Raw genomic sequence first — 24,955 nt, 5'->3', positions numbered from 1 at the left:
GCGGACTTCTCGGCACAGGCCACCGCCAATTGAGCGCACCCTATGATTACGGGTCCAGCGCCGTCAATGCGATTATTTTGATCGCTGCCCGTTTGTTAAGCGATATCATCAGGTCGTGAAGAGCCGCGCCATGATGGAAGGCCGCGGCCTCCTTCGCGGATGCCACGGCCCATTCCCTCATCGCATGGCTTGCACGCCAGCCTTACGCCGCGTGCATCAGATCCAGCGCGGCCTCGTAGACTTCCATGTTCTTGCCGAAGGAAATCGCCGCGGCCTGCACGCCGCACACCAGGTGCATCCACCGCCACGGTTCGCGCGTGGCATGAAATTCCTCGACGATCGCCTGATGGTGCTTGAACGCGTGCATCTCGGTGAAATTGTCGTGGCAGACGATCTCACCCAGGCGCCGTATCAGCACGTCGGGGCTATAGCCGAGGGTCACGTATTGCTGGGCCAGGTTGACCGCCTCCCGCACCTCGGGCACCGCCATCATCTTTCCGAGGTTGGTCACCTGCGACCAGTCGGTGGCCGGCTGGTGGTGGATCGACCAGGTGATCGCCTTTAGCAGTTCGTCCTGCGACCGATGCGGCAGCGCCGCCACCGCCGCCATGTCCGGCTGCGGGGCCGGCATCATGCGGTACTGGGTCGACTTCACCTCGGGCCCGGTGTGCCACAGCAGCAGGCACAGCAGCTTGTTGCGGAGGGACAGCCCGTCCAGCCGCAGCAGGTAGCGCCGCAGATTGGCCGACGTGTGCAGGTGCACATCCATCGGATTGCCGGTCTGCGAGCGCAGGAACAGCCCCGCGGCGCCGATCGACAACGCCTCCCCGGCGCCTTCCAGCGACAGCCCGTCGGCCAGCGCCTGCGCCAGGATGCGCGGGATCTGGTCATAGCGGTCGACCGCGCCGATCGCCTCACCCGCCGCGCCGATCGCCGCCGTTTCATCGGCGCCGCTGCGCTGGCGCAGCACGCGCTGCAGCAGCCCGTACTGCTCGATCAGCGCGTCGATCTCCGGCACCGCGCGCAGTGTCGGCATGCGGGCCACGTAACGGACCGCCGGACGCATCAGCACCGCCAGGTGCTCATGCCCGTAGATCTCCAGCGCCCGCCACAACTGGGCCGGGAAGATGAAGTAGTGGTCGTCCAGCGCGTTCTTCGGGTTCGCCACGCTCAGCAGCAGGTCGAACGCCTCGATCGCCGGGATGTTCTGCCATAGCCACAGGAACAGGTGGTCCGCCCGGTGACTCTCCCCGCGGGAGCAGGCATTCAGGAACGCGGCTTTCGTGGCATCGATCCCGGCCTCCGTCACCACCTCGCCGGACCCGTCGGCGGCCAGGTCGGCGGTGCGGCTGAACTGCGCGGAGGCGGCATCCAGCGGCGCGTATTCCAGCAGCTGGAACGGCCCGGTGACGGGGTCGTGAATGTGCTTGTTGGCCAGCGCGACGTGCTGCACCACGGGAAGCAGCCGGTCCTCGCCTTCCATGCGTTCGGCGAGTTTCGTCACCGCGTAGAGCCCGGCCAGCGGGTGCAGCGGCCCGCCATGATGGCCTGGCGGCAGGTCGGAGGAGCGGGTGACGGCCAGCGCCGAGGCCATCAGCATCGTCCGTGCCGGCACGCCGTCCCGGAGTTTCCGAAGCGTCGCATCGACGATCTCACCGCGGGGCGTCTCCTCGATGAACTGGACGAGCGGTTCGATCTCGGGTGGAAACTGGACGGGTCGCGGCATGATCTTCGGCTCCTGACGGCTGGGGTGGGTATCCTCTCGATTTGATCAGACGTGCGGGACAGGCCACACCATGGCCTGGACGCCAGCACGCATCGGCGGCAGTCCTTGCAAAAGACTGCCGTCTCCCCGCCGATCCGTCAAGCCGGCGTCAACAATCGAGTCTATACACATGTCGGGCGGTCCCGGCAAAGATCGCCGCCTTTTCGTCGGCCGAGCAGCCGGACGCGATCCGTTTCAGGGCGTTGAACAGGGCGGCGAAGCCGATGCCCATCTTCTCGACCGGGAAGTTGCTCTCCGCGATGCAGCGGTTCGCGCCGAACAGTTCGATGCAGGTCTCCACATAGGGCCGCCAATGCGCGGCGAGTTGTTCCGACGATGGCGGGGCATCCAGCCCCATATAGTCATAGGCCGCCAGCCGCATCATCATGCCGCCCAGCTTCATCGTCACGTTCTGGCACCTGGCGAGCTCGGTGACAGATCGTTTCCAATCGGCGAAGACGTCATCCTGCTTGCCGGTGTAACGGCCATAGCCCAGCGGCCCGCCGCAATGGCCGACGATGATGTTGGTGCCGGGGAAGGCGCGCGCCAGGTCGGTGATATCGGGGATCTGCGGATGGAATCCCCAGGCATCCAGCGACAGCCCCAGCGCCGACAACCGTTTCAGGCCCTGCCGGAAATCGTCGCGCAGATACAGGCCCGGTCGCAGGTCGGGTGCGCTGTTTCCGATGACCGGATCGGCATCGTAACCCGCCGAGTGCCGCACGCCGCGGAACCGGCCACCGCCGGCCCTGATATGGGCTTCCAGCACCGGCGTGACCCAGTCGCCGGCGGTCAGGTCGGCGTAGCCGACAATCCCGGCCGCCACCCTGGTCTTGCCGTAGCCGCCAGAATCGCTCATGGCGGCGATGCCGGCAACGAATTCCGTTTCGCCCACCGGCCGCATCGGGGCCGGGCCGCCGGATCGGTACATAGCGTGGCACTGCAGGAACACGCTGCCGACGATGTTGTGGCCGGTGGCGCAGTCGGCCAGGTATTCGTGCAGCAGATAGCGGAACGACGGCACTTCCCACGACTCACCCCTGCCGGCGCCGACGCGCTGCCACAGATGGTGATGGGTGTCGATGATCGGCAGGTCCGGATCGATGATCGGCTCGGCCGGCGCCTTGGCCAGCCAGTCCGGACGCGGCGGAAAGATGCGGCCGAACGCGGTCTTGCGGGTGTCGGTGGTCATGGCGTTTCCTTCCTCTGCCGTTGCTGGCGTCTGCCCTGCTGGCGCGACCCTGCTGGCGCGCCCCTACTGGCGCGACCGGGAAATCCGTGGCGCGGGACCGTCCACCGGTCAAGCGTGGCGCCCCTGGCGTGGCGCCCCTGGCTTGCGGCGGGCCGGGGAACCGGCCACGATCGCGGAACCACCGAGAATAGGGGAACGACCATGGCCTTGACCGTGCAGCACGTCCATCTGAAATCGCCCGACGTGAAGAAGACGATGCAGTATTATATCGAAAATTTCGGTGCCACGGTGAAAGCCGAGATTCCAGGCCGCGGCTGGCAGCTCGACCTGCACGGGCTGCAGCTCAACCTGACCGGGATCATCGCCGACCAGAACCATGAACAGCATTACGGCATCGAGCATATGGCGGTGGTGACGGACGACTATCCCGCCACCCTGGCGGCCCTGCGCGGCAATGGCGTCCAGGTGCTGGAGGAGTTGAAAGGCGGCAGCGGCAACCGCGTCGCCTTCGTCGCGGCGCCCGACGGCGCGCAGATGGAAATCATCGAGAAGGCATGACGGTCATGGCGCTGATCGACAGAATCCCGTTCGGCATGTCGTTGCCGCACCGGTCGCCTGATCCGATCGCGCCCGCGACCGTTCGGGGCGTGGCTCAGCGCGCCGAGGCGCTGGGTTTCCGCGATCTCTGGGTCACCGAGAACACGTTGGACCATGTGACCTCGTTCGATCCGGTCGCGGTGCTGACCTACGCGGCGGCGGTCACCAGCCGGATTCGGCTGGGTGCCTCGGTCCTGGTGCTGCCGGTGCACGACCCGCGCATGACCGCGCATCAATGGGCGTCCCTGGACGCGCTGAGCGGGGGCAGGGCGGTGATGGGCGTGGGCATCGGACGTCCGGCGCATTATCGGGAATTCGAGGTCCCGCCGGAGGGACGCGTCGGCCGGTTCCGTGAGCAACTATCACTGATCCGAGCGCTGTGGTCGCAGGAGCGGGTGACGTTCAAGGGCCGGTTCTACGATGTCGAGACTATCCGGCTGGGTATCCGGCCGGTGCAGCAGCCCCTGCCGATCTGGGCGGGAGTCGGGCATCCGGACGCGATCCGCCGCGCGGCGGCGCTTGCCGACGGGTGGATGGGCGCCGGAGGCTCGACGACCGAGGATTTCCGGCGGTCGGTCCCGATCCTGAAGGCGGAGCTGGAGAAATCAGGCAGGGATCCGGACCAGTTCCCGATCTCCAAGCGCATCTTCATGGCGATCGATGACGATCCGGCCAAGGCGCGCGCGATGCTGCACCGCTGGTATGCCGAGGTCTATCACAATCCAGCCGGGACCGAGACATCCGGACTGTACGGCACCGCCGAAACGATCGCCGCGCGGCTGGAGGAATTCGTTGCGATGGGTGCCAACCACCTGTTGCTGAATCCGATCGCGAACCATCAGGAGCAGCTGGAGGCCTGTGCCGCGGCGATAGGCGCATCGGGATAGCGAGGACGGGCAGGCTCGGAATTCGGCCAGGTCCCGCGGCAGCGGAGGCCGCGGATCGCCGCGCCGCCTTGCCAGCGCATTCGGCCCCGGTGCTGGATTTGATACCGATATCGCAACGTCATCGCCACCGCCCTTGACGCTCGCACGCCCCCGTTTCACGCTGTCGTGAACCACATCGGCGGTGACAACGGTAAAATTTGCCGCCAGCCAAGAGGATACGGACCATGAAGCTCGGCCTTCTGATTGCCACGGCGCTCGCGCTGCCGGTGGCGGCGCATGCCCAGCCCTGCGAGCTGAAGATCGGTGCCATGGGCCCGATGTCGGGCGGCGCGGCGCAGTGGGGGCTGGCGATGCTGACCGCGGCGCAGTTCGCCGCCGCCGAGGTGAACCAGGCGGGTGGCGTCAAGATCGATGGCAAGCCGTGCAAGGTCACGGTTGTGCCGTACGATAGCAAATACACCGCCGATGGCGCCGCCGCAGGCTCCAACGCGCTGGCCGCGCAGGACATTCATGTCATCATCGGTCCGGTCGGTTCACCCGAGGCAACAGGTATCAAGCCCGTCGCCGCCCGCAACGGACAGATTGCCTGGAATGCGGCATACGCCAAGAATGCGCTGGAGCCGAAATATCCGCTGATGTTCCACATCGCACCCGGGCCTGCCGCCTGGGCGGATGCCATGATCAAGCGCGTGATGAAGGATTTTCCGATGAAGAGCGTGGCGCTGATCGCGCCGAACGACCAGGGCGGCACCGATATCGCCACCGTTGACGCGGAAGCGTACCGCGCCAACGGACTCAAGACGACCGAGGAATACTATCAGCGCGGAACGACGAATTTCGCCCCCATCGTGACACGGATTCTGGCGGCCAATCCCGATGTCGTCGACACGGCCTCCTCGCCGCCGGGCGATGCCGGGGTCATCGTGAAGCAGCTGCGGCTGGCCGGGTTCAAGGGGCCGATCGGCCGCCTGGGCGGGCCGGGGACGGACGAGATCCTGCGCGTGTCCGGCGGCATCGACGTTCTGCAGAACTTCTACTGGTTCGAGACCGTGCCGACCGACGATCCCAAGGTCAAGGCCATCGACGACGAGTACCGCAAGCTGATGGGCAAGGACCCGGTCGGCGGCACATCCTTCTGGGCGGACCTGCCGGCAGCCAGGATGACGTTGAAGGCGATCGGCATCGCCGGCACCGACGACGCACAGAAGGTGGCCGCGGCGCTGCGCACGCTGCCGGTCGAGGACCCGAATATCGGCAAGGGGTACTGGGGCGGCAAGAAGCAGTTCGGCATCGCGCAGGAACTGCAGTTTCCGTTCGGGGTCGGCATCATCAAGGATGGGAAGAACCTCGGGGTGGAACGCCAGGACGTGAAGCCCGAATAGACCGTGGCCGAGTTTCTTCAAGCCGTCATCATCGGATTGAGCCTGGGTGCCCAGTACGCCCTGCTGGCGCTGGGGTTCACGCTGATCTTCGGCATTCTGGGCGTGGTCAACTTCGCCCATGGCGGGTTCTACATGCTGGGCGGCTATGTCGCGTATAGCTGCGTGGCCTATGCCGGGCTGCCGTATCCCCTGGCCGTTCTTGCCGCCGTGCTGGCAGCCGGCGCGCTGGGCTGGGTGTTTGAGCTGTTTCTGCTGGAACCGCTGGTCGACGACCACCTGGCCACGTTGATGCTGACGCTGGGCCTCTATCTCGTCCTGTCGACCGGGATGCTGACGATCTTCGGCCCGCTGGCGATGGAGTTCCGCTTTCCGGTCAGCGGCGCCCTGCACCTGGGGCCGATCTATGTGCCGCAGGAGAACCTGATCGTCATGGCCATCTGCCTCGCCGCGCTCGCCGCGTTGTGGACAGTGCTGTACCGCACCGATCTGGGCCGTGGCCTGCGTGCATTGGCCGATGACCGGGCGGTTGCGATGGCGCAGGGATTGCGCCCGAAGCTTCTGTTCCCGATGGCCTTCGCCCTGGCCACCGGGCTGGCCGGGCTGACCGGCGCGCTGGTGACGCCGATCCTGGCATTGTCGCCCGGTGTTGGCGATCCGGTGCTGGCGACATCTTTTCTGACCGTCATCCTCGGCGGGCTGGGCTCATTGGAAGGGGCCGCCGTCGCCGCCTTCACGGTCGGTCTGGTGGAGGCCTTCTGCAGCGTCTATTTCGGCGGCTCGATCGGTGCGCTGATCCTGTTCGTGCTGGTGCTGCTGCTGCTGGTCTTCCGTCCCACCGGCCTGATGGGTCGTACGGTCCGCGGCGCCTGATCGATGCGCGGCCGGATTTCCCTGTTCGGGTGGGCCGAGCTGCTGGCGGTCGTGGTCCTGGCCTGCGGCTTTCTCGTTCCGATGTACACACGAAGTGTGCTGGTCTACTCGGTTCTGAACCAGGCCTTCATCGGCTTCATCGCGGCGCAGAGCGTCTGGATCATGCTGCGGATGAACCTGTTGTCTTTCGCCACGCCGGCTTTCATGGCGATCGGCGGCTATACCGTCGCCATCGCCGGCCAGTATGACATCACCAACGCCTTCGTCGTGACCATCGGGGCTTTTCTGCTGCCCGCCCTGGTCGCGATTCCACTGGGCGCGCTGGTGCTGCGGCTGCGCGGAACCTACTTCGTCCTGGTGACCTTCGTGCTGTCTGAAATCATGCAGTTGCTGTTGTTTGAAACGCCGGCTCTGACCGGCGGATCGAACGGCATCTCCGGCGTGCCGCCGGTGACGCTGCTGGGCGTCGACATGGCCAGCAACCGCCAGGTGCTGCAGTTCTGCTGCGGCCTGGCGATCCTGGCGACGGTCATCACCGGCGCGCTGACGCGCTTCTTCCGCCAGCACTTCGCGGCGATCGAGGAGAACGAGATCCTGGCTGAAAGCCTCGGCCTCGTTGTCTGGCGCTTCAAGGCGCTGGGCTTCGTCGTGTCCGCCGGCGTGGCCGGGCTTGCCGGGTTCGCCCTGGTCAGCATGCTGCTGACGGCGCATCCCAGCTCCTTCGCGTCCGCCACGGCGGTCGATTTCATTGCCTATACGATCGTGGGCGGCAGGGCATCCATCCTGGGGCCGCTGGTGGGGGCAGGGGGGCTGGTCTACGCCACCAACCTGTTCGGCACGCATGGCCAGTACGCCCAGGGCCTGTATGGTGTGCTGATCCTGGTTGTCGTGCTGGTGGCCCGCGGCGGCGTGGTCGGGACCATCGCATCCCTGGCTGGACGGTGGAAGGGCAGGCCATGACAGATCTGCGCGTTGACTCCCTGTCCAAGCGGTTCGGCGGACTGCGCGTTTTCCAGGACATCAGCTTCGACCTGCCATCCGGCGGATTGCTGGGAGTGATCGGCCCGAACGGTGCCGGCAAGACCACGCTGATCAACGTGATCTCCGGCCGCCAGATGGCGTCGGGGGGCCGCGTCGTCCTGGGGGATCGGGACATCACCAACCAACCGGCCTATGCGATCAGCCGATTGGGCCTTGCCCGCAGTTTCCAGCAGACCAATACGTTCAAAAGCGTCACGGTGGCGGAAAACGTTGCACGTGCCGTCCGGTTTGGCCGCCGCAGCGCGCCCGCCGGCCTGTCCGCGATGCTGGTCGATTTCGGCCTGGCGCCGCGCCAGCAGGAAATCGCCGACAAGCTGCCCTACGGCCTGCAAAAGATCCTCGGTCTGGTCATGGCCTTCGCGATATCGCCGCGGATTCTTCTGCTGGATGAGCCGGCCGCGGGGCTGGAACGGAACGAACGCAAAATCGTCGACGCCTTCGTGCATCGCGTGCGCGAATCCGGTACCAGCGTGCTGATCGTCGAGCACGACATGGACCTGATCCGCCGGCTGTGCCCGCGCATCCTCGTGCTGGACGCGGGCACCCTGCTGGCTGACGGGCCGCCCGCCGAGGTTCTGGCGCGCCCGGATGTCATCGCCGCCTATCTGGGGGAGGAGGCGGCCTGATGCTGCTGCGCATCGAGAATCTGTGGGTCCGGTATGGCGGGATCATCGCCCTGTCGGGCGTTTCGATCGATGTGCCGGAGGGGGAGACGGTGCTGCTTGTCGGCGCCAACGGCGCCGGCAAGTCCAGCACCATCAACGCCATCATCGGACTGGTCCCCGCCGCCCAGGGTCGCATCGTTTTCGATGGCAACGACCTGGGGCGGGTCCCCTGCGAACGCCGAGCCCGCATGGGGATTGGCTATTCACCGGAAGGGCGGCGGGTTTTCCCCACCATGTCCGTCACCGACAACGTGCTGGCCGGCGCGTTCGGCCTCGGCCGGGCGCGCCAGACGCAGGCGCTGGACTGGCTGCGGTCGGTCTTCCCGCTGCTGGTGGAGCGCGCCGACCAGCCGGCCGGCCAGCTCTCGGGCGGGCAGCAGCAGATCGTCGCGCTCAGCCGGGCCATGGCATCGTTTCCGAAATTGCTGTTGCTCGATGAGCCGTTCCTGGGCCTGGCGCCGGTGTGGATCCGCCAGATCGCGGAAGCCATCGGGCAGCTTCGGGCCCGCGGCACCACCGTCCTCATGACCGAACAAATGGCTCGGCCGGCGCTGAAGCTCGCCACCAGCGGCTATGTCATGCGCGGCGGCGAGGTCAGGCGCGGCGGCCCGGTCGACGTGATCCGCGACCTGGCGCTGGCGGACGAATATCTCTAATGCACGACAGGGTCAGGTTGATCCTGTCGTGCTCTATCAACTCTTTGATTCACAAGCACGGTTCACGCCCTTCAACCGCCGGCTTCGGGCGATCGCGCCTCAGCCGGCATCAACCCGCGGCATAGCGGGGATCAGGATAGTTGATGATGTCGACTTCATCCGTCGCGGTATCCAGCACGGCGCAGCTGAGCTGACGGTCATTGCTGCTGTCCCTGGCATCCCCCGCGGAGCCGGGGTTGACGATCAGGACGTTGCCGATGCGTTGCACCGTCTGGCAATGGGTATGGCCATACAGCACGATATCGGCGTCGGCCTCGGCGAAGCGGCGCAACTTGGTGCTGTGCGGATGGACATATTCGCCGCGCGGCTCCCAGGGTGTCGAGTGCACCATCAGGATGCGCTTGTTGCCGAACTGCAAGTACCGGCGGGGCGGTTGCTCCGCCAGGAACCGCACCAGGTCGGGGTCGATCCCCGGACGCTCCCGAGCACGGACGCCGGCGGAGGAGAGAAAGACTTCTTCGTGGTTGCCTTGGATGATATGCGCCTTCCGCTCGATCAGCCGTGTCACCACCTCGTTCGAGAATTTGTATTCGAATATCGCGTCGCCGCAGCACAGCAGCTCATCGACATCGCCCATGGCGTCCAACGCCAGATCCAGTCCATGGATATTGCAGTGCAGGTCCGAGACGATACCGATCTTCAAGCGACAGATTCCATCGTGACCGCGGCCGGGCCGTTCGGGCCGCCGCGGCGTTCGGGGTTATTGGGTATGGCTTGCCGGTCCAGCCTACCACGTGGCGGGTGGATTTGGCGACACCGGCCGCCGGCCTGTAAACTGGCGTTCAAGCCGAACACAGGATGCCGCCCAGGATGAACGACCACGCTGACCACCCGCAGGCCATCATCGACCATCTTCAAGCCCGGGCCACGCGCCACGAAACGCCATGCGGGGAAGGCCGGATGGTCTGGCATCTGTGGGATGAATCCGGCGGCACCGCGCCTGTCGCCGTCCTGTTCCATGGCGGCGCCGGGTCCTGGCGCCACTGGATCCGCACCATCCCGGCGCTGCTGCCGGCCTGGCGTGTGCTGGTGCCGGACCTGCCGGGCCTGGGCGAATCCGACATGCCACCCGAACCGGATGATGCCGACGCCATCGCCGCCGTGGTGGCGGATGGTATCGACCGTATCATCGGCCCCGAAACGAGCTACGACGTCGTCGGTTTCTCCTTCGGCGGCACCATGGCCGCCTGCGTCGGCGCGCTGCGCGGCAAACGGGTGCGGTCCGTCACCATCATCGGCTCTTCCGGCGTCGGCGCGCTGGGCTCGCAGGTGAAGCTGGAGAAGGTGCGCCATCTGGAAGGGCAGGAGCGGTGGGACACGCACCGCGTCAACCTCTCGCGCCTGATGATCGCCGATCCGGACAAGATCGATGACCTCGCTGTCGTGATCCAGGACTGGAACACGGTGCGGTCCCGCCTGCGCACGCCGCAGATTTCCCGTAGCGGCGCGATCATGCGAGCGATCGACCGGCTGCAATCGCCGCTGAACGGCATGTGGGGCGAGTTCGACGCCCCGGCCAATCCCAAGGGGCCGGAGCGGGTGGAGACGCTGCGCAAACACAAACCGGACGCGGATATCAGGCTGATTCCGAAGACCGGTCACTGGGCGGCCTATGAGTCGCCGGACTTCGTCAATCCCGCGCTGCTGGACATGCTGGGTCGCACACGGCCCAAATCCTGAAGGAAACGATCCATGACCGAACTGACGACCGGCCCGGGCGAGATGATGGGCAACGCCGGACCCGGCATGCTCGAAGGGCTGCGGGTGATCGAGGTGGCCGATGAGCGCGCCGAGTATACCGGCCTGCTGCTGGCCGGCCTGGGCGCCGAGGTGATCAAGGTCGAGCCGCCGGAAGGCAGCGCCACCCGCCGCATCGGCCCGTTCCTGGAAGACAGCCCGGGTCCGGAACGGTCCCTGTTCTTCTGGAACTATAACCGGAACAAGAAGTCCGTCGTCCTGGACATCCAGCAGCGCAACGCCGATTTCCTGCGGCTGCTGGACGGTGCCGATATCCTGCTGGATTCGTCCTGCGGCGCGCTGAACACGGCGCTCGGGCTGGACCGCGCCGCGCTGAACGCCCGCTTCCCGAAACTGGTCACCGCCCGCATGACGCCGTTCGGCGATGACGGGCCTTGGGCGGATTTCAAGGGCTCCGACCTGATCCACCTCGCCCTGGGCGGGATCATGATGAATTGCGGCTACGACCCGAACCCGAACGGCGAATACGACACACCGCCAATCGCGCCGCAGGTCTGGCACGCCTATCATATCGCCGGTGAACAGCTCGCCACCGGCATCCTGGCCGCGCTGATCGCCCGCCACCGCACCGGCGAAGGCCAGGACGTTTCTGTGGCGGTGCACGAGGCGGTGTCGAAGAACCCGGAACTGGACATCATGCATTGGGTGATGCGGCGGGTGCCGCTGTGGCGGCTGACCTGCCGGCACGCGCTGGAGACGCCGAACGCGTCGCCGTCCATCATGCACACCAAGGATGGGCGCTGGTTCATCTCCCACGGGATGGGCGCGCGCGATCTGAAGAACCTGGTGCCGCTGCTGACGAAATACGGCATGCAGGCGGACCTGCAGCCGCCGCCACCGGATGCGGACCTGAAGGCGCGTGCGGTGCCGGGCAGCACGGCCAGCGACGAGTCCAAGGCGCACATGATCGACGTGGTGCAGCGCTTCGCCCGCGCCTGGACCTATCAGGACATGCCCTGGCTGGAGGCGCAGGAGGCCGGGCTGCTGTGGGCCCCGTTGCGGAAACCACACGAAAACGCGCTGGATCCGCACTGGATCGCCCGCAAATCCTTCGCCGAGGTTTATCACCCCGAACAGGGACGGTCGTTCTGCTATCCGACCAGCAAATGGCTGACCAACCGTACCAGCTGGCAGGTCGGCCGCCGCGCGCCGCTGCTGGGCGAGGATTCCGAAGCCGTCCTGGGCGCCCCGGCCAGGCAGCCCGCGGTGCCAGCCCAGGCCAGGCCCGACGCCAATCCGCTGACATCCGCCCTGCATGGCAAGGCCTTCCCGTTGCAGGGCGTGAAAATCCTGGATTTCGCCTGGTTCCTGGCCTCGGCCGGCGGCACACGGTTCCTCGCCGCGATGGGGGCGGAAAGCTACAAGGTGGAATGGAAGGACAACCCGGATACCCGCCTTGCCGCGATGGCGCCGGTCGGCGGCCGCGCGGCGCGCGACAAGGCGACCGGACCGCTGCCGGGGGTGAAAGACCCCGACATGGGCGGGCAGTTCAACAACAAGAACGCCGGCAAGCGCGGCATCTCCCTGAATATTCGTCACCCGAAAGGGTTGCAGATCGCCAAGGACCTGGTCCGCATCTGCGACATTGTGGCCGAGGGGTTCTCCCCCGGGGTGCTGCAGCGCCTGGGTCTCGGCTATGACGTAATGAAGAAGATCCGGCCGGATATCATCTACATCCAGCAGGCCGGCATGGGCGCGCACGGCACCTATGGGCGGATGCGCACGGTCGGGCCGGTGGCGGCGGCGTTCGGCGGCCAGTCGGAGATGTCGGGCCTGCCGGAACCGGCCATGCCGGTCGGCTGGGGATACTCCTATCTGGACTGGATGGGTGCCTACGGCTACGCGCTGGCGTTGCTGGGCGCGCTGTATCACCGCGACCGCACCGGGGAGGGACAGTGGATCGACGCCTCCCAGTGCGAATCCGGCTTGTTCCTGACCGGGACATCGATCCTGGACTGGTCGGCGAACGATCGCGTGTGGACCCGGTACGGCAACCGCTCACCCTACAAGCCGGCGGCGCCGCATGGGGCCTATCGCTGCAAGGGCACCGACCGCTGGGTGGCGGTCGCCTGCTTCGATGAAGCGGAATGGCAGGCCCTGTGCCGCGTGTCCGGCCAATCGTCCTGGCTGGAGGACAGGCGGTTCGCCACCCTGGCCGATCGCCTGGCACATCAGGACGCGCTGGATCAGGCCGTGTCCGCCTGGACCGCCACCCGCACCGCGGAGGACGTGATGATCGCGCTGCAGAATGCCGGCGTGCCCGCCGGTGTCTGCCAGAATGCCGAGGACCGGTGCGACAACGACCCGCAGCTGCGCCACCTGAAATGGCTTACCGAGGTCACCGGCACCAAGATCGGCACCTGGCCGGTCTATGAGTTGCCGATGAAACTGTCCCGTACCCCCGCCTATATCGGTGGTCCGATCGACCGCGGCGCGCCCGGCTATGGCGAGGACAATGTGTGGCTGTTCACGAACCTGTTGGGCATGAGTGCCTCGGACATCGAACGCCTGGCGGAGGAGGGCGTCATCTGACCGGTCCGTGCCGATTGCCATGGCCCCGGCGCAGGGCTTCTACATCAACCTCGATCGCAGCCCGCAACGGCGGCGCGCGGTCGAGGCGGAGATAGCCCGAGCGGGACTGGCCGGCCGCTATCGTCGCTTTCCCGGGATCGACGGGGCGATGCTGCCGGCCGGCCGTTACGCCGTGACACCCGGTGAGGCCGGGTGTTTCCTGTCGCATCTGGGCGCGATCGAAGCCGGCGCCGCCTCCGGCCGGCCGGTTCACGTGCTGGAGGATGACGCGCTGCTGTGCCGCGGCTTCGCCAGGCACCTGGCCATGATCGTCGACCGGGTGTTGGACCATTTCGACATCGTCTTCACCGATATGTTGCTGCCCGGCAACCCGGAATTCACCCGCGACTGCCTGGCCTATTACCGCGACCACCGGTCGACCGGCGCGTTCAATGTTTTCGCCGGCACCTACTGGGCCTGCATGGCGTCCTATGTCGTGCATCCCGGCGCGGCCGGCAAGCTGGCGGGCCTGCTGCGCCAGGAGGAGCAGGCGGGGATGCGTCAGCCGGTGGACCTGTATCTCGCCCGGCTGGTGAAGGACGGCTCCATCACCGCCGGCTGCCTGTTTCCCTTCGTCACCTCGGTCCATTTTCCCTATCCGGGCATGGCCAGGGACAAGGATGTGGCGCGCACCACGATCCACCGGCCGCGCGAAACGGTGGCGGAACGGCTGATTGTCGATCTGCCCAGGGCCGCCTTCTATATCGATATCGACCTGAAGCGGCTGCGGTCCGGCCTTGCCGCCCTGGCACCGGTCCCCGAGGCGCTGCGGGCTGATTTCCGGAATTGCGCCGCGTTGCTGGATGCGATGCCGGCGCGCTGACCCGCCGAGGATCAGCGCCGCCCGACCAGTGCCCGCAGCATCCCCATCCAGTCCGATGCCGACGGGGCCGGGCTGGCGGTGGCGATCACGCCGCCGGATGTCAGCCGGCCGAGCGCCGCACTGGTGGCGCGCAGGTCGAACGCGTGCTCCGGCCGCGGCAGGGTATCGCCGTTCGGCAAGGTGACCTGCAGCCGGAGGCGCATCGACGCGGCACCCGGGAAGGCGGTGGCCAGGGCCGGGGCAAGCTCCGCGGTCGGGGTGCATAGCAGGGTGGGGGCGCAAGGCAGCTCCAGCCAGTTGCCGCCATCCAGCCGCAGTCCGATCACGATCCCGAGTACCGACCCGACCACCTTCTGCGCCGGCACGCCATGGACGGCGACCACCGGTACCAGGACGCCGGAGACCGACCGGACTTCGACGGCGATGCGGTACGGACCAAGGCGCAGATCAGCGTCACGGTGCCGCAGCAGGCAGCCCTCGGATGGGCCGGGCGCGCAGATCAGCCGCCAGGTGCCGATCACCTCGGGCGCCGGCGCGGCGGCGCACAGTCCTGCCGCAGCCCATGGCAGGACGGCCCATGGCCTCTTCCGCACCGCGCGGATATCTGTAAGCCTAGCCTGCATGAACGATGCCGTGCACACCCCCGAGCGGGGCCAGGACGATGGCGCGCTGGATGCGGCGCTTGCGATCCACCAGCAGGTCGTCACCCTCGATACCCATATCGACATCCCTTGGCCGATCGGTCCCGACCCGTTCCAGGAGGGCACGCGCCGCGTCGACCTGCCCAAGATGGTGCGCGGCGGCCTCTCGGCGGGGTGCTTCGTCGCCTATGTGCCACAGAACACGCGCCAGATGACAGCCGAGGACGCGGCCTATAACCGCGCCATCGCCATGCTGGACCGGATCGGGGCGATGCAGGACACCGTCTCCGACATCAAAATCCGTACCACGCCCAACGCCGATGCGATCGAAACGGCGAAGCGCGAGGGTGCCCTGGCCGCCGTGCCGTGCGTGGAGAACGGCTACGCGATCGGCTCCGACCTCGGCCGGCTGGCGGAGTTTCGCAAGCGCGGCGCGGTCTACATGACATTGACCCATAACGGCCATAACGGCCTGGCCGACAGCTGCAATCCGCGCCGCGACCTGGGTGACCGGGAGGTCGAGCATGGCGGCCTTTCCGCGCTGGGCAAGTCCGCCATCGCGGTGATGAACAGGCTGGGCATGCTGGTCGATGTCGCGCACACCTCCCGCGATACGATGCTGCAGGCGGCCGAGGTGTCACGCTCCCCGATCGTCTCCACCCATTCCTGCGTCAGCGCGCTGTGCGACCATTCGCGCAACATGGCCGACTGGCAGCTGGATGTGATCCGCGACGTCAAAGGGGTGATCCAGATCACCGCCGTCGCCGCTTTCCTGAAGCCGAATGCCAAGCCCGAGGACGTCACGGTCGCCGATTTCTGCGACCATGTGGACTATGCGGTGAAGCGGATCGGCATCGATCATGTGGGAATTTCCTCGGATTTCGACGGCGGCGGCTGGATCCGCGACTGGACCAGCGCGGCCGACTGCCCGAACGTGACGGCGGAATTATTACGTCGCGGCTATGATTGCGGTGCGCTGCAGAAACTGTGGGGCGGCAATTTCCTCCGCGTGATGCGGGAGGCGGAAAGGATCGCGGACTGATGCGCTGGGTTACGCTGCCGGGTGGGGAGACGGTGCCGGCCCTTGGGCAGGGCACCTGGTACATGGGGGAGAACCGGGGCGCCGCGAAGCGGGAGGCGGATGCGCTGCGGCTGGGCATCGACCTCGGCATGACCCTGATCGACACCGCCGAGATGTACGCCAATGGCGGTGCCGAGACGGTGGTGGCGGATGCCGCGGCCGGCCAGCGCGACAAGCTGTTCATCGTCAGCAAGGTGCTGCCCAGCAATGCCTCGCGCAGCGGGGTGGCGGCGGCTTGCGAGCGCAGCCTGAAACGACTGAAGACCGATCGTATCGATCTCTACCTGTTGCACTGGCGCGGCGGTCATCCGCTGGCGGAGACAGTGGGCGCGTTCGAGGATCTGAAGCGGCACGGCAAGATCCGTTACTGGGGCGTGTCCAATTTCGACGCCGACGACATGGCGGAGGTGTTTGCCCTGCCGGGCGGCTCCGGCTGCGCCGCGGATCAGGTGCTGTATCATCCGGACAGCCGTGGCATCGAGTTCGATCTGCTGCCCTGGTGCGACCGGCGCGGGGTGCCGGTGATGGCATATTCGCCGCTGGGCCATCATGTGCGCCGGTTGCTGGGATCGGCGGCCTTGCGGGCGGTGGCGCAGCGGCATGGCGCCACCCCGGCCCAGGTTGCGCTGGCCTGGGGAATGCGGCAGCCGAACGTGATCTCGATCCCCAAGGCCGCGGATGCGGCGCATGTGCGGGAGAACGCGGGCGCCGCCGACCTGGTGCTGACCGAGGCCGATCTGCGGGCGATCGACGCGGCGCATCCGCCGCCACGGCGAAAGCAGCCATTGGATTTGTTGTAGCGGCGGCTCGGTCTACGATGGGTGCATGGGCGGCCTGTCGCCATCCTGGCCGATGGGCGATCCCGGACAGGCTCCCCTGATGCATTTGACGACACGCGTTTGACGACATGCGTTTGACGATCGGCCAGCAGCTTCCGATCGAACAGCGGGTCACGAAGGACGGCCCGAGCGCTGGCGTGAAGTGCTGGCGTAACCGGCACGCCCGATCGCGCCGCCGCTTCGTCGGGGCGTCGTCCGGCCGGGTTCCGTTCTATCGCCGATAGGGCAGTACCAGCAGCGACCGGATCGGCAATTTGATCAGGCTGCCCGAGTCCTGAAGGATGATCCTGGCCTCCGGGGCGTGGTCCATGATCATTTCGCGACAGCCGCCGCAGGGGGAAACCACCGCCAGTTCGCGGTCTGCTTCCTCGGGCTTGGGATGGCGGACGGCGACGGCGGTGGCGATGCTGCCATCGCCCTCGAGCACGGCGCGACCCAGAGCCACCGCCTCGGCGCAGATGGCGAGCCGACCCACCGTGGTACCGAGGTGAATGCCGGTCCAGATGCGGCCGTCCTGGCTGCGGATCGCGGCGGCGACGGTATGCCAGAATGGCCGGTAATGCCGCTCCAGCACCGCGTTCGCGGCCGCGATCAGCGCGTGGTCATCGTCCGAAAGGGTCAGGTCCTCGAAGCCGGCCCCATGCGGCCGCTTCGGCTTTTCCAGCTTCATCCGGTCCAGCTTCATCCGGCGAAACCGTCATGCGGTCCCCCTGGATGTCCGGCGGCAGGCCCGCCCGGGCCGCCGTCACGCCGAAGGTGAAGGACGCGCGCGGGATTTGCCCGGCATTTTGGCACGCATGGCCGATGCGATGGCTGTCGTCGCTGACTCATGCGCCAACTGTTCCACAACTTGCGTTCCCGCGCCACGACCAAGCCAATCGCCAGTCTCACCGGTATCCCCGCCGCCATTCACCCGGCTCATCTGTTCTGGCGGCGGGAGCCATATTTTCTTCGGAGGCGTCCGGGCGTCGGATACCGGATGTGCGGCCTTATTCGGCCGCTTCAGCCTCCTCGGCTTCATCTGGCGCGCTCATCATGGAGTTCGCCACCACGCCCGATTGCTCGCGCACCTTCACCTCGATCGCGTCGGCGATGGCGGGATTGTCGCGCAGGAACTGCTTGGCGTTTTCCCGTCCCTGGCCGATGCGCTGGCTGTCATGGCTGAACCACGCGCCGGATTTTTCGACGACGCCGGCCTTCACGCCGAGGTCCAGCAGTTCACCGACCTTGCTGACGCCCTCGCCATACATGATATCGAATTCCACCTGCCGGAAGGGCGGGGCGAGCTTGTTCTTCACCACCTTCACGCGCGTCTGGTTGCCGACCACCTCATCACGCTCCTTGATCTGGCCGATGCGGCGGATTTCCATGCGGATCGAGGCATAGAACTTCAGCGCGTTGCCGCCCGTCGTGGTCTCCGGGTTGCCGAACATCACGCCGATCTTCATGCGGATCTGGTTCAGGAAGATCAGCATGCACTTCGACCGGCTGACGCTGCCGGTGATTTTCCGCAGGGCCTGGCTCATCAGCCGGGCATGCAGGCCCATATGGCTGTCGCCCATTTCCCCTTCCAGCTCGGCGCGGGGCACCAGGGCGGCGACGCTGTCCACCACCAGCACGTCGATGGCGCCGGACCGGACCAGCGTATCGGCAATCTCCAGCGCCTGTTCGCCGGCATCGGGCTGGCTGATCAGCAGGTTGTCGACATCCACCCCCAGCTTGCGGGCATAGACGGGGTCCAGCGCGTGTTCGGCGTCGACGAAGGCGCAGGTCCCGCCCCGCTTCTGCGCCTCGGCGATGGCATGCAGGGCGAGGGTGGTCTTGCCGGAGCTTTCCGGCCCGTAGATCTCGATGATACGGCCACGCGGCAGGCCACCAATGCCAAGGGCGAGATCGAGGCCGAGGGAACCGGACGGAATGACCTCGATCTGCTCATCGCCGCTACGGGCGCCCATGCGCATGATGGAGCCCTTGCCGAAAGCGCGTTCGATCTGCGCCATGGCGGCGTCGAGCGCCTTGTTCTTTTCCATCGGTACGATCCCTGTGTCTGCTTTTGCCACGCCGAGCTACTCCCGCCTTATCGCATGTGCCGATGGTGCACGCAACCAATGCGTGCATACGCACGCCAAATTACTACTAATCAGAATAGCCGGTCACCGCATGCGATCGTGTATCCGTTATGTTCCAGATTCGCCTGATCCTCAAGAACTTTTGGCGAACCTGCCGCTTCGCCCGTCAGCGTAACCCGATTCCGCCGAGTCGGCCCCTCATCAAATTGCCAGATAGGTGGTGCGCGCGGCCGCGTCGTCCAGGAACGCGCGCATCGTGCCGGACCAGACGATGCGGCCGCTTTCGATCACCAGCGCCCGGTCGGCCGTCGCGGCGGCAAAGGCCAGGTTCTGCTCCGCCAGCAGCACGGTCAGGCCGGTCTGTTTCAGCGCCCGGATCGCGCCGCCGAGCTGCTCGACGATTATCGGGGCGAGGCCTTCGTTCGGCTCGTCCAGCAGCAGCAGGGTCGGGCTGCCCATCAGCGTGCGGGCGATGGCCAGCATCTGCTGTTCTCCGCCGCTCATCTGCCCGCCAGGGCGCTGGCGCATCGCCGCGAGGTTGGGGAACAGCGCGAACAGCCGGTCCTCGGTCCAGGCAGGCTGGCCGGGGCGGGCCGGTTGCCGTCCCACGTCGAGGTTTTCCGCCACCGTCAACGTCGTGAAGATGCGCCGGTCTTCCGGGACATAGCCGATGCCGGCCCTGGCGATGCGGTCGGGCGGCCAGCCCGTGATGTCGGTTCCGCCGAAGCGGATCCGGCCGCGCGCGGGGCGGACCAGGTGCATCAGCGATTTCAGCGTCGTGCTCTTGCCGGCGCCGTTGCGGCCCAGCAGCACGGTGACCTGGCCGGGTTCCAGGCTGAACGACAGGCCTTGCAGGATATGGGCCCTGCCGTAATAGGTGTGCAGGTCGGTGACGGTCAGCACGCGGTGCCGCCCGGGTCGATGCTGCCCAGGTCGATGCTGCCCGGGTCGATGCTGCCCGGGCCGACGCTGCCCAGATAGACCGCCCGCACCCTGGGATTCGCCCGGACCGCCGCAGGGTCGCCGTCGGCGATCAGCCTGCCGTGGTCAAGCACCATGATCCGGTCGGCGGTGCCGAACACCACGTCCATGTCGTGTTCGGTGAACAGCACGGCGATGGCTTGTTGCCGCGTCAACGCGCGGACCAGCCGCATCAGGGCCCCGCGCTCCGCCGGTGCCATGCCGGCGGTGGGCTCATCCATCAGCAGCAGGACCGGTTGACCGGCCAGCGCGATGGCGAGCTCCAGGCGCTTCAGATCGCCATAGGCGAGCACGCCCGCCGCCCTGTCCGCCTGATCCGGCAGATGGACCTGCCGCAGCAGGCCATCCGCCTCGGCGCGGAACAGGGATCGGGCGGGCCGGCCGCAACGCCAGATGCGGCGGCGGTGCGACAGCAGGGCGGTCTGCACGTTCTCCCGCACCGTCATGGAGGCGAAGGTGGCGGTGATCTGGAAGGTGCGGCCCACCCCCAGCCGCGCGATGCGCCACGGCGGCAGGCCGGTGATGTCCCGGCCGTGCAGGCGGACGCTGCCGCCATCCGGGCGGAGCTGCCCGTTCAACAGGTTGAAGCAGGTGGATTTCCCAGCGCCGTTCGGCCCGATCAGCGCTCGGATTTCCCCCGCGCCGACACGAAAGGAGACATCGTCGACGGCCGTCTGGCCGCCAAAGGACTTTCGCAGCCCGGCGGCGTCCAGCACCGGGGTCATGCCCGTTGTCCCTGCCGCGACAGACGCTGGACGGTACCGGCGATGCCCAGCGGAAACGCCAGGACGAGGACGATGATGACAAGGCCGAGGACAAGGCGCCACAGGTCGGTGACCAGCAGCAGGGCATCGAACAGCCCGGTATAGACCAGCGCTCCGACGATCGGGCCGCTCATGGTCTGGATGCCGCCCAGCAGCACCATGATCAGGGCGTCGACGGAGCGGCCGATCGAGATATAGGTCGGGAACACGCTGCCCTTGCTGAACGCGGTCAGCGCGCCGGCCAGCCCTGCCGCGGCGCCCGACAGCGCCAGGGCCATCAGCCGCAAGGCCGGACCGTTCAGCCCGATCGCCGCCGCTCGTTGCGCGGAGTCGCGCGCCGCGCGCAGCCCATAGCCGAACGGGGTCTGCAGGATGTGCCGCAGCAGCAGGATTGCCATGACGCACAGCGCCAGGGTCAGCCAGTAGAACGCCGCCGGCGAGGCAGCCCAGGCGGGCGGCCAGACGCCCAGGATCCCGTTGTCGCCGCCGGTCAGGTCGACGGCCTGAAACGCTATGGCCCAGACGATCTGCGCGAAGGCCAGGGTGAGCATCGCCAGATAGACGCCGGACAGCCGGACCAGGAACGCGCCGACGATGACGGCGATCAGGCCGGCGGCGCAGGTGCCGGCCAGGAGTCCGGCGCCTATCGGCAGCGCCAGGGATTTCACCGCGAAGGCCGCGGCATAGGCGCCAATGCCGAACCAAGCGGCCTGACCGAAGCTGGGCATGCCGCCGGGGCCCATGATCGCGTGCAGTGAGGCGGCGAACAGCGCCGCGATCAGCATCTCGGTCAGCACCGACAGCAGGAACGGGCCGACCGCCAGCGGGGCGACGATGGCTGCCAGCAGCACAGCCAGCCCCAGCCGGCGCACGATCGGTTCGGCCGGTCCGATCAGGGACACCGTTTCCGCTTCCTGGCGCACATCGGCCTGGGGACGGCCCAGCAGCCCGTTGGGCCGTAGGATCAGGACGATGGCCATGATGACGAATGTGAGGGCCAGGGTCGCCTGCGGCAGCAGCAGAATGCCGAAGGCCTGCAACAGGCCGATCAGCAGGCTGGCCAGAAAGGCCCCCCCCAGGCTGCCCAGGCCGCCGACAACCACGACGACAAATGCATCGACGATCGAGGTCAGGTCGATCTGCAGGTTCGCCGACGCATCCGGTAGCGTCAGCGCGCCGCCTGCGCCGGCCAGGAAGGCACCCAGGGCGAAGACCGAGGTGAACAGCCAATGCTGGCTCACGCCCAGCGCGGCGACCATCTCCCGGTCCTGTGTCGCGGCCCGCACCAGCGTGCCCCAGCGCGTGCGCGTGAACAGCAGCCACAGCACGAGGAGGACGGCGGGGCCGATGGCGGTCAGCCACAGATCGTAAAGCGGCATGCGGCTGCCGCCGATCGTGGCGAAACCGCGCAGCCAGGGCGGTCGCGACAGGCTGAGATCGTTCGGGCCCCAGATCATCAGCGTGAGGTCCTGCAGCACCAGGACCACGCCGAACGTCGCCAGCAACTGCAGCAGCTCGGGCGCGTGGTAGATACGCCGCAGTAACATGACCTCGATCAGGCCCCCGATCGCCGCCACCGCGAGTCCGGTCAGGACGATGCCGGCGGCGAACCAGACCGGCGTGCGCGGCAGCGCGGACAGGATGGTCCAGCCGCCATAGGCGCCCAGCATGAACAGCGAGCCGTGCGCGAAATTCACCACCCGCGTCACGCCGAAGATGACGGTCAGTCCGGCGGCCAGCAGGAACAGCGACGACGCGGTCGCCAGCCCGGTCAGCGACTGGATCAGCAGAACGTTCAAATGGCAGCTCCAGCCAGCGGGGTCAGGTCACGCCAAATGGGACTGCGCCGAGCGGGACTATGCCGGCCGCAGCTTCCGCACCTCGGCGTCGGAGGGCAGGGCGTCGGCGCCGTCGATATACCGCCAATCGACCATGACGCCCTTGCCGTCCCGCAGCGCGGTTCTGCCGACATAGGTGCCCAGGGTGCCCTGATGATCGATGCCGCGCCAGCTCGCCTTGCCGAACGGTGTGTCGAAGCCGGCATTGGCGAAACCGTCGGCCATCTTTTCCGTCGCCACGGAGCCAGACTGTTTGATGCCGGCAACGATTGCCCGGATCAGCCCGGCGCCGACGACGGAGCCCATCTTCGGCAGCTCGTTGAACCTCGCCTGGTAGGCGGTGATGAATGCCCGGTTCGCCGGATCGGTGACGCTGGTGACCGGATAGCCGGTGACGATCCAGCCATCCGGCGTCTCATCGCCCAGCGGCTCCAGATATTCCGGCTCCCCGGTCAGGATGGAGACCACGCCGCGGCCCTCGAACAGGCCGCGCGTATTGCCCTGGCGGACGAAATTGGTCAGGTCGGGACCGAAGGTGACGTTCAGGATGGCATCCGGCTTTTCCTGCGCCAGCGCGGCGACGGTGGCGCCGGCATCGATTTTTCCCAGCGCCGGCCATTGTTCCGCGACGAACCGCACATCCGGCTGCTTCAGGGCCAGCAGCAGCTTGAACCATTTCACCGCCGATTGGCCGTATTCGTAGTTCGGTGCGACCGTGACCCAGCGTTTCGCGTTCAGCTTCGCCGCGTCCTCGACCAGCATGGCGGCCTGCATATACGTGGAGGGGCGCAGCCGGTAGGTGTACCGGTTGCCCTTTTCCCAGACCAGCGCGTCGGTCAATGGCTCCCCGGCGACGAACAGCGCCTTGTTCTGCAGCGCGTAGTCGCTCAGCGCGAGGCCGATATTCGACAGATAGGCGCCCGCCAGCAGGTCCACTTTCTGCTCGTTCAACAATTCGCCGGCGAGGCGGATCGCATCCTGCGGCTTGCCCGCGTCATCGCGGCTGATCACCTCGATCTTGCGGCCGAGGACGCCGCCGGCGGCGTTGACCTGGTCGACGGCGAGCTGCCAGCCGTTGCGATAGGGCAGGGTGAAGGACGGGATCGCGGTATAGGAGTTGATCTCGCCGATGCGGATCGGCGCGTCCCCTTGCGCACGCACGATGGCGGGCGCCGCCAACAGGCCCAGGGCGGTGGCGAGCAGGCTGCGGCGGGCCAATGGGGGGCCGATCGGGGTGGGACCAATCGGGGCTGGACCAGCCGAGGTTGGACCAGCCGGGGTTGGGCGGACCATGGTCATGAGGTCGTCTCCGAGTCGTTTGCAGGCCGGCGGGGATGGATGCATCGGGGTGGCTGGCCGGCTGGCGCGAGTCTAGCCCATCCCCTGGCGGACCCGAAGGGCCGGGTGCTCCGATGCGTCCGCCGTCCGGCCATGCTAAAGCACGAACGACTCGACCTTCGCAGGAGGAAACCATGGCTCCCCCCAAGACCCGGCCCGCACCCGGCTCGATGACCGATCGCAACCTCGCGCTGGAGCTGGTGCGGGTGACCGAGGCGGCGGCACTGGCGGCTTCGCGCTGGATCGGGCTGGGCGACAAGAACGCCGCCGACGGCGCGGCGGTAGAGGCGATGCGGATGGCGTTCGACGCCGTCGCGATCGACGGCACGGTGGTGATCGGCGAAGGTGAGATGGATGAGGCGCCGATGCTGTATATCGGCGAGAAGGTCGGCTTCGGCGGACCGAAGATGGATATCGCGGTGGACCCGCTGGAGGGCACCACGCTGACCGCCAAGGGTGGTCCGAACGCCATGGCGACCTTGGCGCTGGCCGATCACGGCCATTTCCTGCACGCCCCCGATATCTACATGGACAAGATCGCCGTCGGCGGCGGCCTGCCGGAGGGCGTGGTGAACCTGGACGACACGGTTGCGTCGAACCTGCGCAACCTGGCGCGGGCCAAGCGCTGCGATCGTTCCGACCTCGTCGTCTGCATGCTGGACCGCGACCGCCACAAGGACCTGATCGCCCATTGCCGGGAGGCCGGCGCTCGGGTCGTGCTGATCAGCGACGGCGATGTCAGCGGCGTGATCGCCACGGCGATGCCGGATTCACAGATCGACATCTACCTGGGCTCCGGCGGGGCGCCAGAAGGCGTGCTGGCCGCGGCGGCCCTGCGCTGCGTCGGCGGTCAGATGCAGGGCCGGCTGCTGTACGAAAGCGAAGACCAGATCGAGCGCGTGCGGACCATGGGCCACACCGATCCAAAGCGCGTCTTCAACTGCGAGGAAATGGCGAAGGGCGACGTGATGTTCGCCGCCACCGGCGTGACCAGCGGGGCCATGCTGCGCGGCGTGCGCCGCGCCGGCGCGGGGGCGGTGACGCATTCGATCGTGATGCGGAGCCACTCCGGCACTGTCCGCTTCATCGAGGGGCACCATAACTTCGCCCAGAAGACCTGGACTCCGACCTGAGGCC

The 24,955-nt window shown here is 67.2% G+C and carries 23 protein-coding genes; 13 read left to right on the top strand and 10 right to left on the bottom strand.

Annotation, left to right across the window (positions count from 1 at the left end):
- Positions 1-202: 202 nt before the first annotated feature.
- Both VHC04_RS18440 and VHC04_RS18435 read right to left on the bottom strand, forming a co-directional pair.
- Positions 203-1,726 (bottom strand): hypothetical protein, encoded by a 1,524-nt coding sequence (locus tag VHC04_RS18440; RefSeq protein WP_325683992.1) that lies wholly within the window; start codon positions 1,724-1,726, stop codon positions 203-205.
- Between the two features lie 148 nt (positions 1,727-1,874).
- Positions 1,875-2,957, bottom strand: coding sequence for an amidohydrolase family protein (locus tag VHC04_RS18435; protein WP_325683990.1), 1,083 nt, complete (start codon positions 2,955-2,957; stop codon positions 1,875-1,877).
- A 201-nt stretch (positions 2,958-3,158) separates the two neighbouring features.
- Here VHC04_RS18435 and VHC04_RS18430 point away from each other — a divergent pair, with 201 nt between their 5' ends.
- The 7 genes from VHC04_RS18430 to VHC04_RS18400 all read left to right on the top strand — a co-directional run bounded on the left by VHC04_RS18430 (position 3,159) and on the right by VHC04_RS18400 (position 9,055).
- Positions 3,159-3,515, top strand: coding sequence for a VOC family protein (locus VHC04_RS18430; RefSeq protein ID WP_325683988.1), 357 nt, complete (start codon positions 3,159-3,161; stop codon positions 3,513-3,515).
- Between the two features lie 5 nt (positions 3,516-3,520).
- Positions 3,521-4,441 carry an LLM class flavin-dependent oxidoreductase gene (locus tag VHC04_RS18425; RefSeq protein WP_325683986.1) on the top strand — a complete coding sequence of 307 codons (921 nt, stop codon included), beginning with the start codon at positions 3,521-3,523 and terminating at the stop codon, positions 4,439-4,441.
- A gap of 224 nt (positions 4,442-4,665) precedes the next feature.
- Positions 4,666-5,823: an ABC transporter substrate-binding protein gene (locus VHC04_RS18420; RefSeq protein ID WP_325683984.1), complete on the top strand. Its 1,158-nt coding sequence runs from the start codon at positions 4,666-4,668 to the stop codon at positions 5,821-5,823.
- 3 nt (positions 5,824-5,826) lie between these two features.
- Entirely contained in the window at positions 5,827-6,693 is an 867-nt protein-coding gene (locus VHC04_RS18415; protein ID WP_325683982.1) for a branched-chain amino acid ABC transporter permease, read from the top strand.
- 3 nt (positions 6,694-6,696) lie between these two features.
- Positions 6,697-7,653 (top strand): branched-chain amino acid ABC transporter permease, encoded by a 957-nt coding sequence (locus VHC04_RS18410; protein WP_325683980.1) that lies wholly within the window; start codon positions 6,697-6,699, stop codon positions 7,651-7,653.
- Positions 7,650-8,360, top strand: coding sequence for an ABC transporter ATP-binding protein (locus tag VHC04_RS18405; protein WP_325683978.1), 711 nt, complete (start codon positions 7,650-7,652; stop codon positions 8,358-8,360). Before VHC04_RS18410 ends, VHC04_RS18405 begins: the two co-directional genes overlap by 4 nt.
- Positions 8,360-9,055, top strand: a complete 696-nt coding sequence (locus VHC04_RS18400; RefSeq protein WP_325683976.1) for an ABC transporter ATP-binding protein — start codon at positions 8,360-8,362, stop codon at positions 9,053-9,055. Before VHC04_RS18405 ends, VHC04_RS18400 begins: the two co-directional genes overlap by 1 nt.
- Before the next feature lie 109 nt (positions 9,056-9,164).
- Here the strand turns inward: VHC04_RS18400 and VHC04_RS18395 are convergent, their stop codons facing one another.
- Positions 9,165-9,758, bottom strand: a complete 594-nt coding sequence (locus VHC04_RS18395; protein ID WP_325683974.1) for a metallophosphoesterase family protein — start codon at positions 9,756-9,758, stop codon at positions 9,165-9,167.
- Positions 9,759-9,925: 167 nt separating this feature from the next.
- Here VHC04_RS18395 and VHC04_RS18390 point away from each other — a divergent pair, with 167 nt between their 5' ends.
- From VHC04_RS18390 to VHC04_RS18380, 3 genes are read left to right on the top strand one after another with little or no spacing between them, the layout of a single operon-like run.
- Positions 9,926-10,795: an alpha/beta fold hydrolase gene (locus VHC04_RS18390; RefSeq protein ID WP_325683972.1), complete on the top strand. Its 870-nt coding sequence runs from the start codon at positions 9,926-9,928 to the stop codon at positions 10,793-10,795.
- A gap of 12 nt (positions 10,796-10,807) precedes the next feature.
- Positions 10,808-13,405 (top strand): CaiB/BaiF CoA transferase family protein, encoded by a 2,598-nt coding sequence (locus tag VHC04_RS18385; RefSeq protein ID WP_325683970.1) that lies wholly within the window; start codon positions 10,808-10,810, stop codon positions 13,403-13,405.
- A 7-nt stretch (positions 13,406-13,412) separates the two neighbouring features.
- Positions 13,413-14,267, top strand: a complete 855-nt coding sequence (locus VHC04_RS18380; protein WP_325683968.1) for a glycosyltransferase family 25 protein — start codon at positions 13,413-13,415, stop codon at positions 14,265-14,267.
- A gap of 11 nt (positions 14,268-14,278) precedes the next feature.
- Here VHC04_RS18380 and VHC04_RS18375 read toward each other — a convergent pair whose 3' ends face one another.
- Positions 14,279-14,860: a hypothetical protein gene (locus tag VHC04_RS18375; protein ID WP_325683966.1), complete on the bottom strand. Its 582-nt coding sequence runs from the start codon at positions 14,858-14,860 to the stop codon at positions 14,279-14,281.
- Between the two features lie 28 nt (positions 14,861-14,888).
- Between VHC04_RS18375 and VHC04_RS18370 the strand changes: the two genes are divergently transcribed.
- Both VHC04_RS18370 and VHC04_RS18365 read left to right on the top strand, forming a co-directional pair.
- Positions 14,889-15,950 carry a dipeptidase gene (locus tag VHC04_RS18370; RefSeq protein ID WP_325683964.1) on the top strand — a complete coding sequence of 354 codons (1,062 nt, stop codon included), beginning with the start codon at positions 14,889-14,891 and terminating at the stop codon, positions 15,948-15,950.
- Entirely contained in the window at positions 15,950-16,789 is an 840-nt protein-coding gene (locus VHC04_RS18365; RefSeq protein ID WP_325683962.1) for an aldo/keto reductase, read from the top strand. Before VHC04_RS18370 ends, VHC04_RS18365 begins: the two co-directional genes overlap by 1 nt.
- A 250-nt stretch (positions 16,790-17,039) precedes the next feature.
- Here the strand turns inward: VHC04_RS18365 and VHC04_RS18360 are convergent, their stop codons facing one another.
- The 6 genes from VHC04_RS18360 to VHC04_RS18335 form a co-directional block, all read right to left on the bottom strand.
- Positions 17,040-17,513, bottom strand: coding sequence for a cytidine deaminase (locus VHC04_RS18360; RefSeq protein ID WP_325683960.1), 474 nt, complete (start codon positions 17,511-17,513; stop codon positions 17,040-17,042).
- A 304-nt stretch (positions 17,514-17,817) separates the two neighbouring features.
- Complete coding sequence (gene recA, locus VHC04_RS18355; protein ID WP_325683958.1) at positions 17,818-18,858, bottom strand: recombinase RecA; 1,041 nt, start codon at positions 18,856-18,858, stop codon at positions 17,818-17,820.
- 240 nt (positions 18,859-19,098) lie between these two features.
- The gene (locus VHC04_RS18350; protein WP_325683956.1) at positions 19,099-19,800 is read right to left on the bottom strand and encodes an ABC transporter ATP-binding protein; all 702 of its coding nucleotides are present in this window, start codon (positions 19,798-19,800) and stop codon (positions 19,099-19,101) included.
- On the bottom strand, positions 19,794-20,603 hold the full coding sequence (locus tag VHC04_RS18345) for an ABC transporter ATP-binding protein (protein WP_325683954.1): 810 nt from the start codon (positions 20,601-20,603) through the stop codon (positions 19,794-19,796). The genes VHC04_RS18350 and VHC04_RS18345 overlap by 7 nt, the downstream gene beginning before the upstream one ends.
- Positions 20,600-22,441: an ABC transporter permease gene (locus VHC04_RS18340; RefSeq protein WP_325683952.1), complete on the bottom strand. Its 1,842-nt coding sequence runs from the start codon at positions 22,439-22,441 to the stop codon at positions 20,600-20,602. The genes VHC04_RS18345 and VHC04_RS18340 overlap by 4 nt, the downstream gene beginning before the upstream one ends.
- Positions 22,442-22,498: 57 nt before the next feature.
- Positions 22,499-23,698 (bottom strand): ABC transporter substrate-binding protein, encoded by a 1,200-nt coding sequence (locus tag VHC04_RS18335; protein ID WP_325683950.1) that lies wholly within the window; start codon positions 23,696-23,698, stop codon positions 22,499-22,501.
- 254 nt (positions 23,699-23,952) lie between these two features.
- Between VHC04_RS18335 and glpX the strand changes: the two genes are divergently transcribed.
- The gene (gene glpX / locus VHC04_RS18330; protein WP_325683948.1) at positions 23,953-24,951 is read left to right on the top strand and encodes a class II fructose-bisphosphatase; all 999 of its coding nucleotides are present in this window, start codon (positions 23,953-23,955) and stop codon (positions 24,949-24,951) included.
- Positions 24,952-24,955 lie beyond the last annotated feature (4 nt).

Origin of the sequence: Rhodopila sp. (assembly GCF_035548095.1) — a bacterium.
Lineage (GTDB): Bacteria > Pseudomonadota > Alphaproteobacteria > Acetobacterales > Acetobacteraceae > Rhodopila.
Note: the sequence above shows the minus strand (reverse complement) of the source record. Positions and strands in the feature narration are given on the sequence as shown.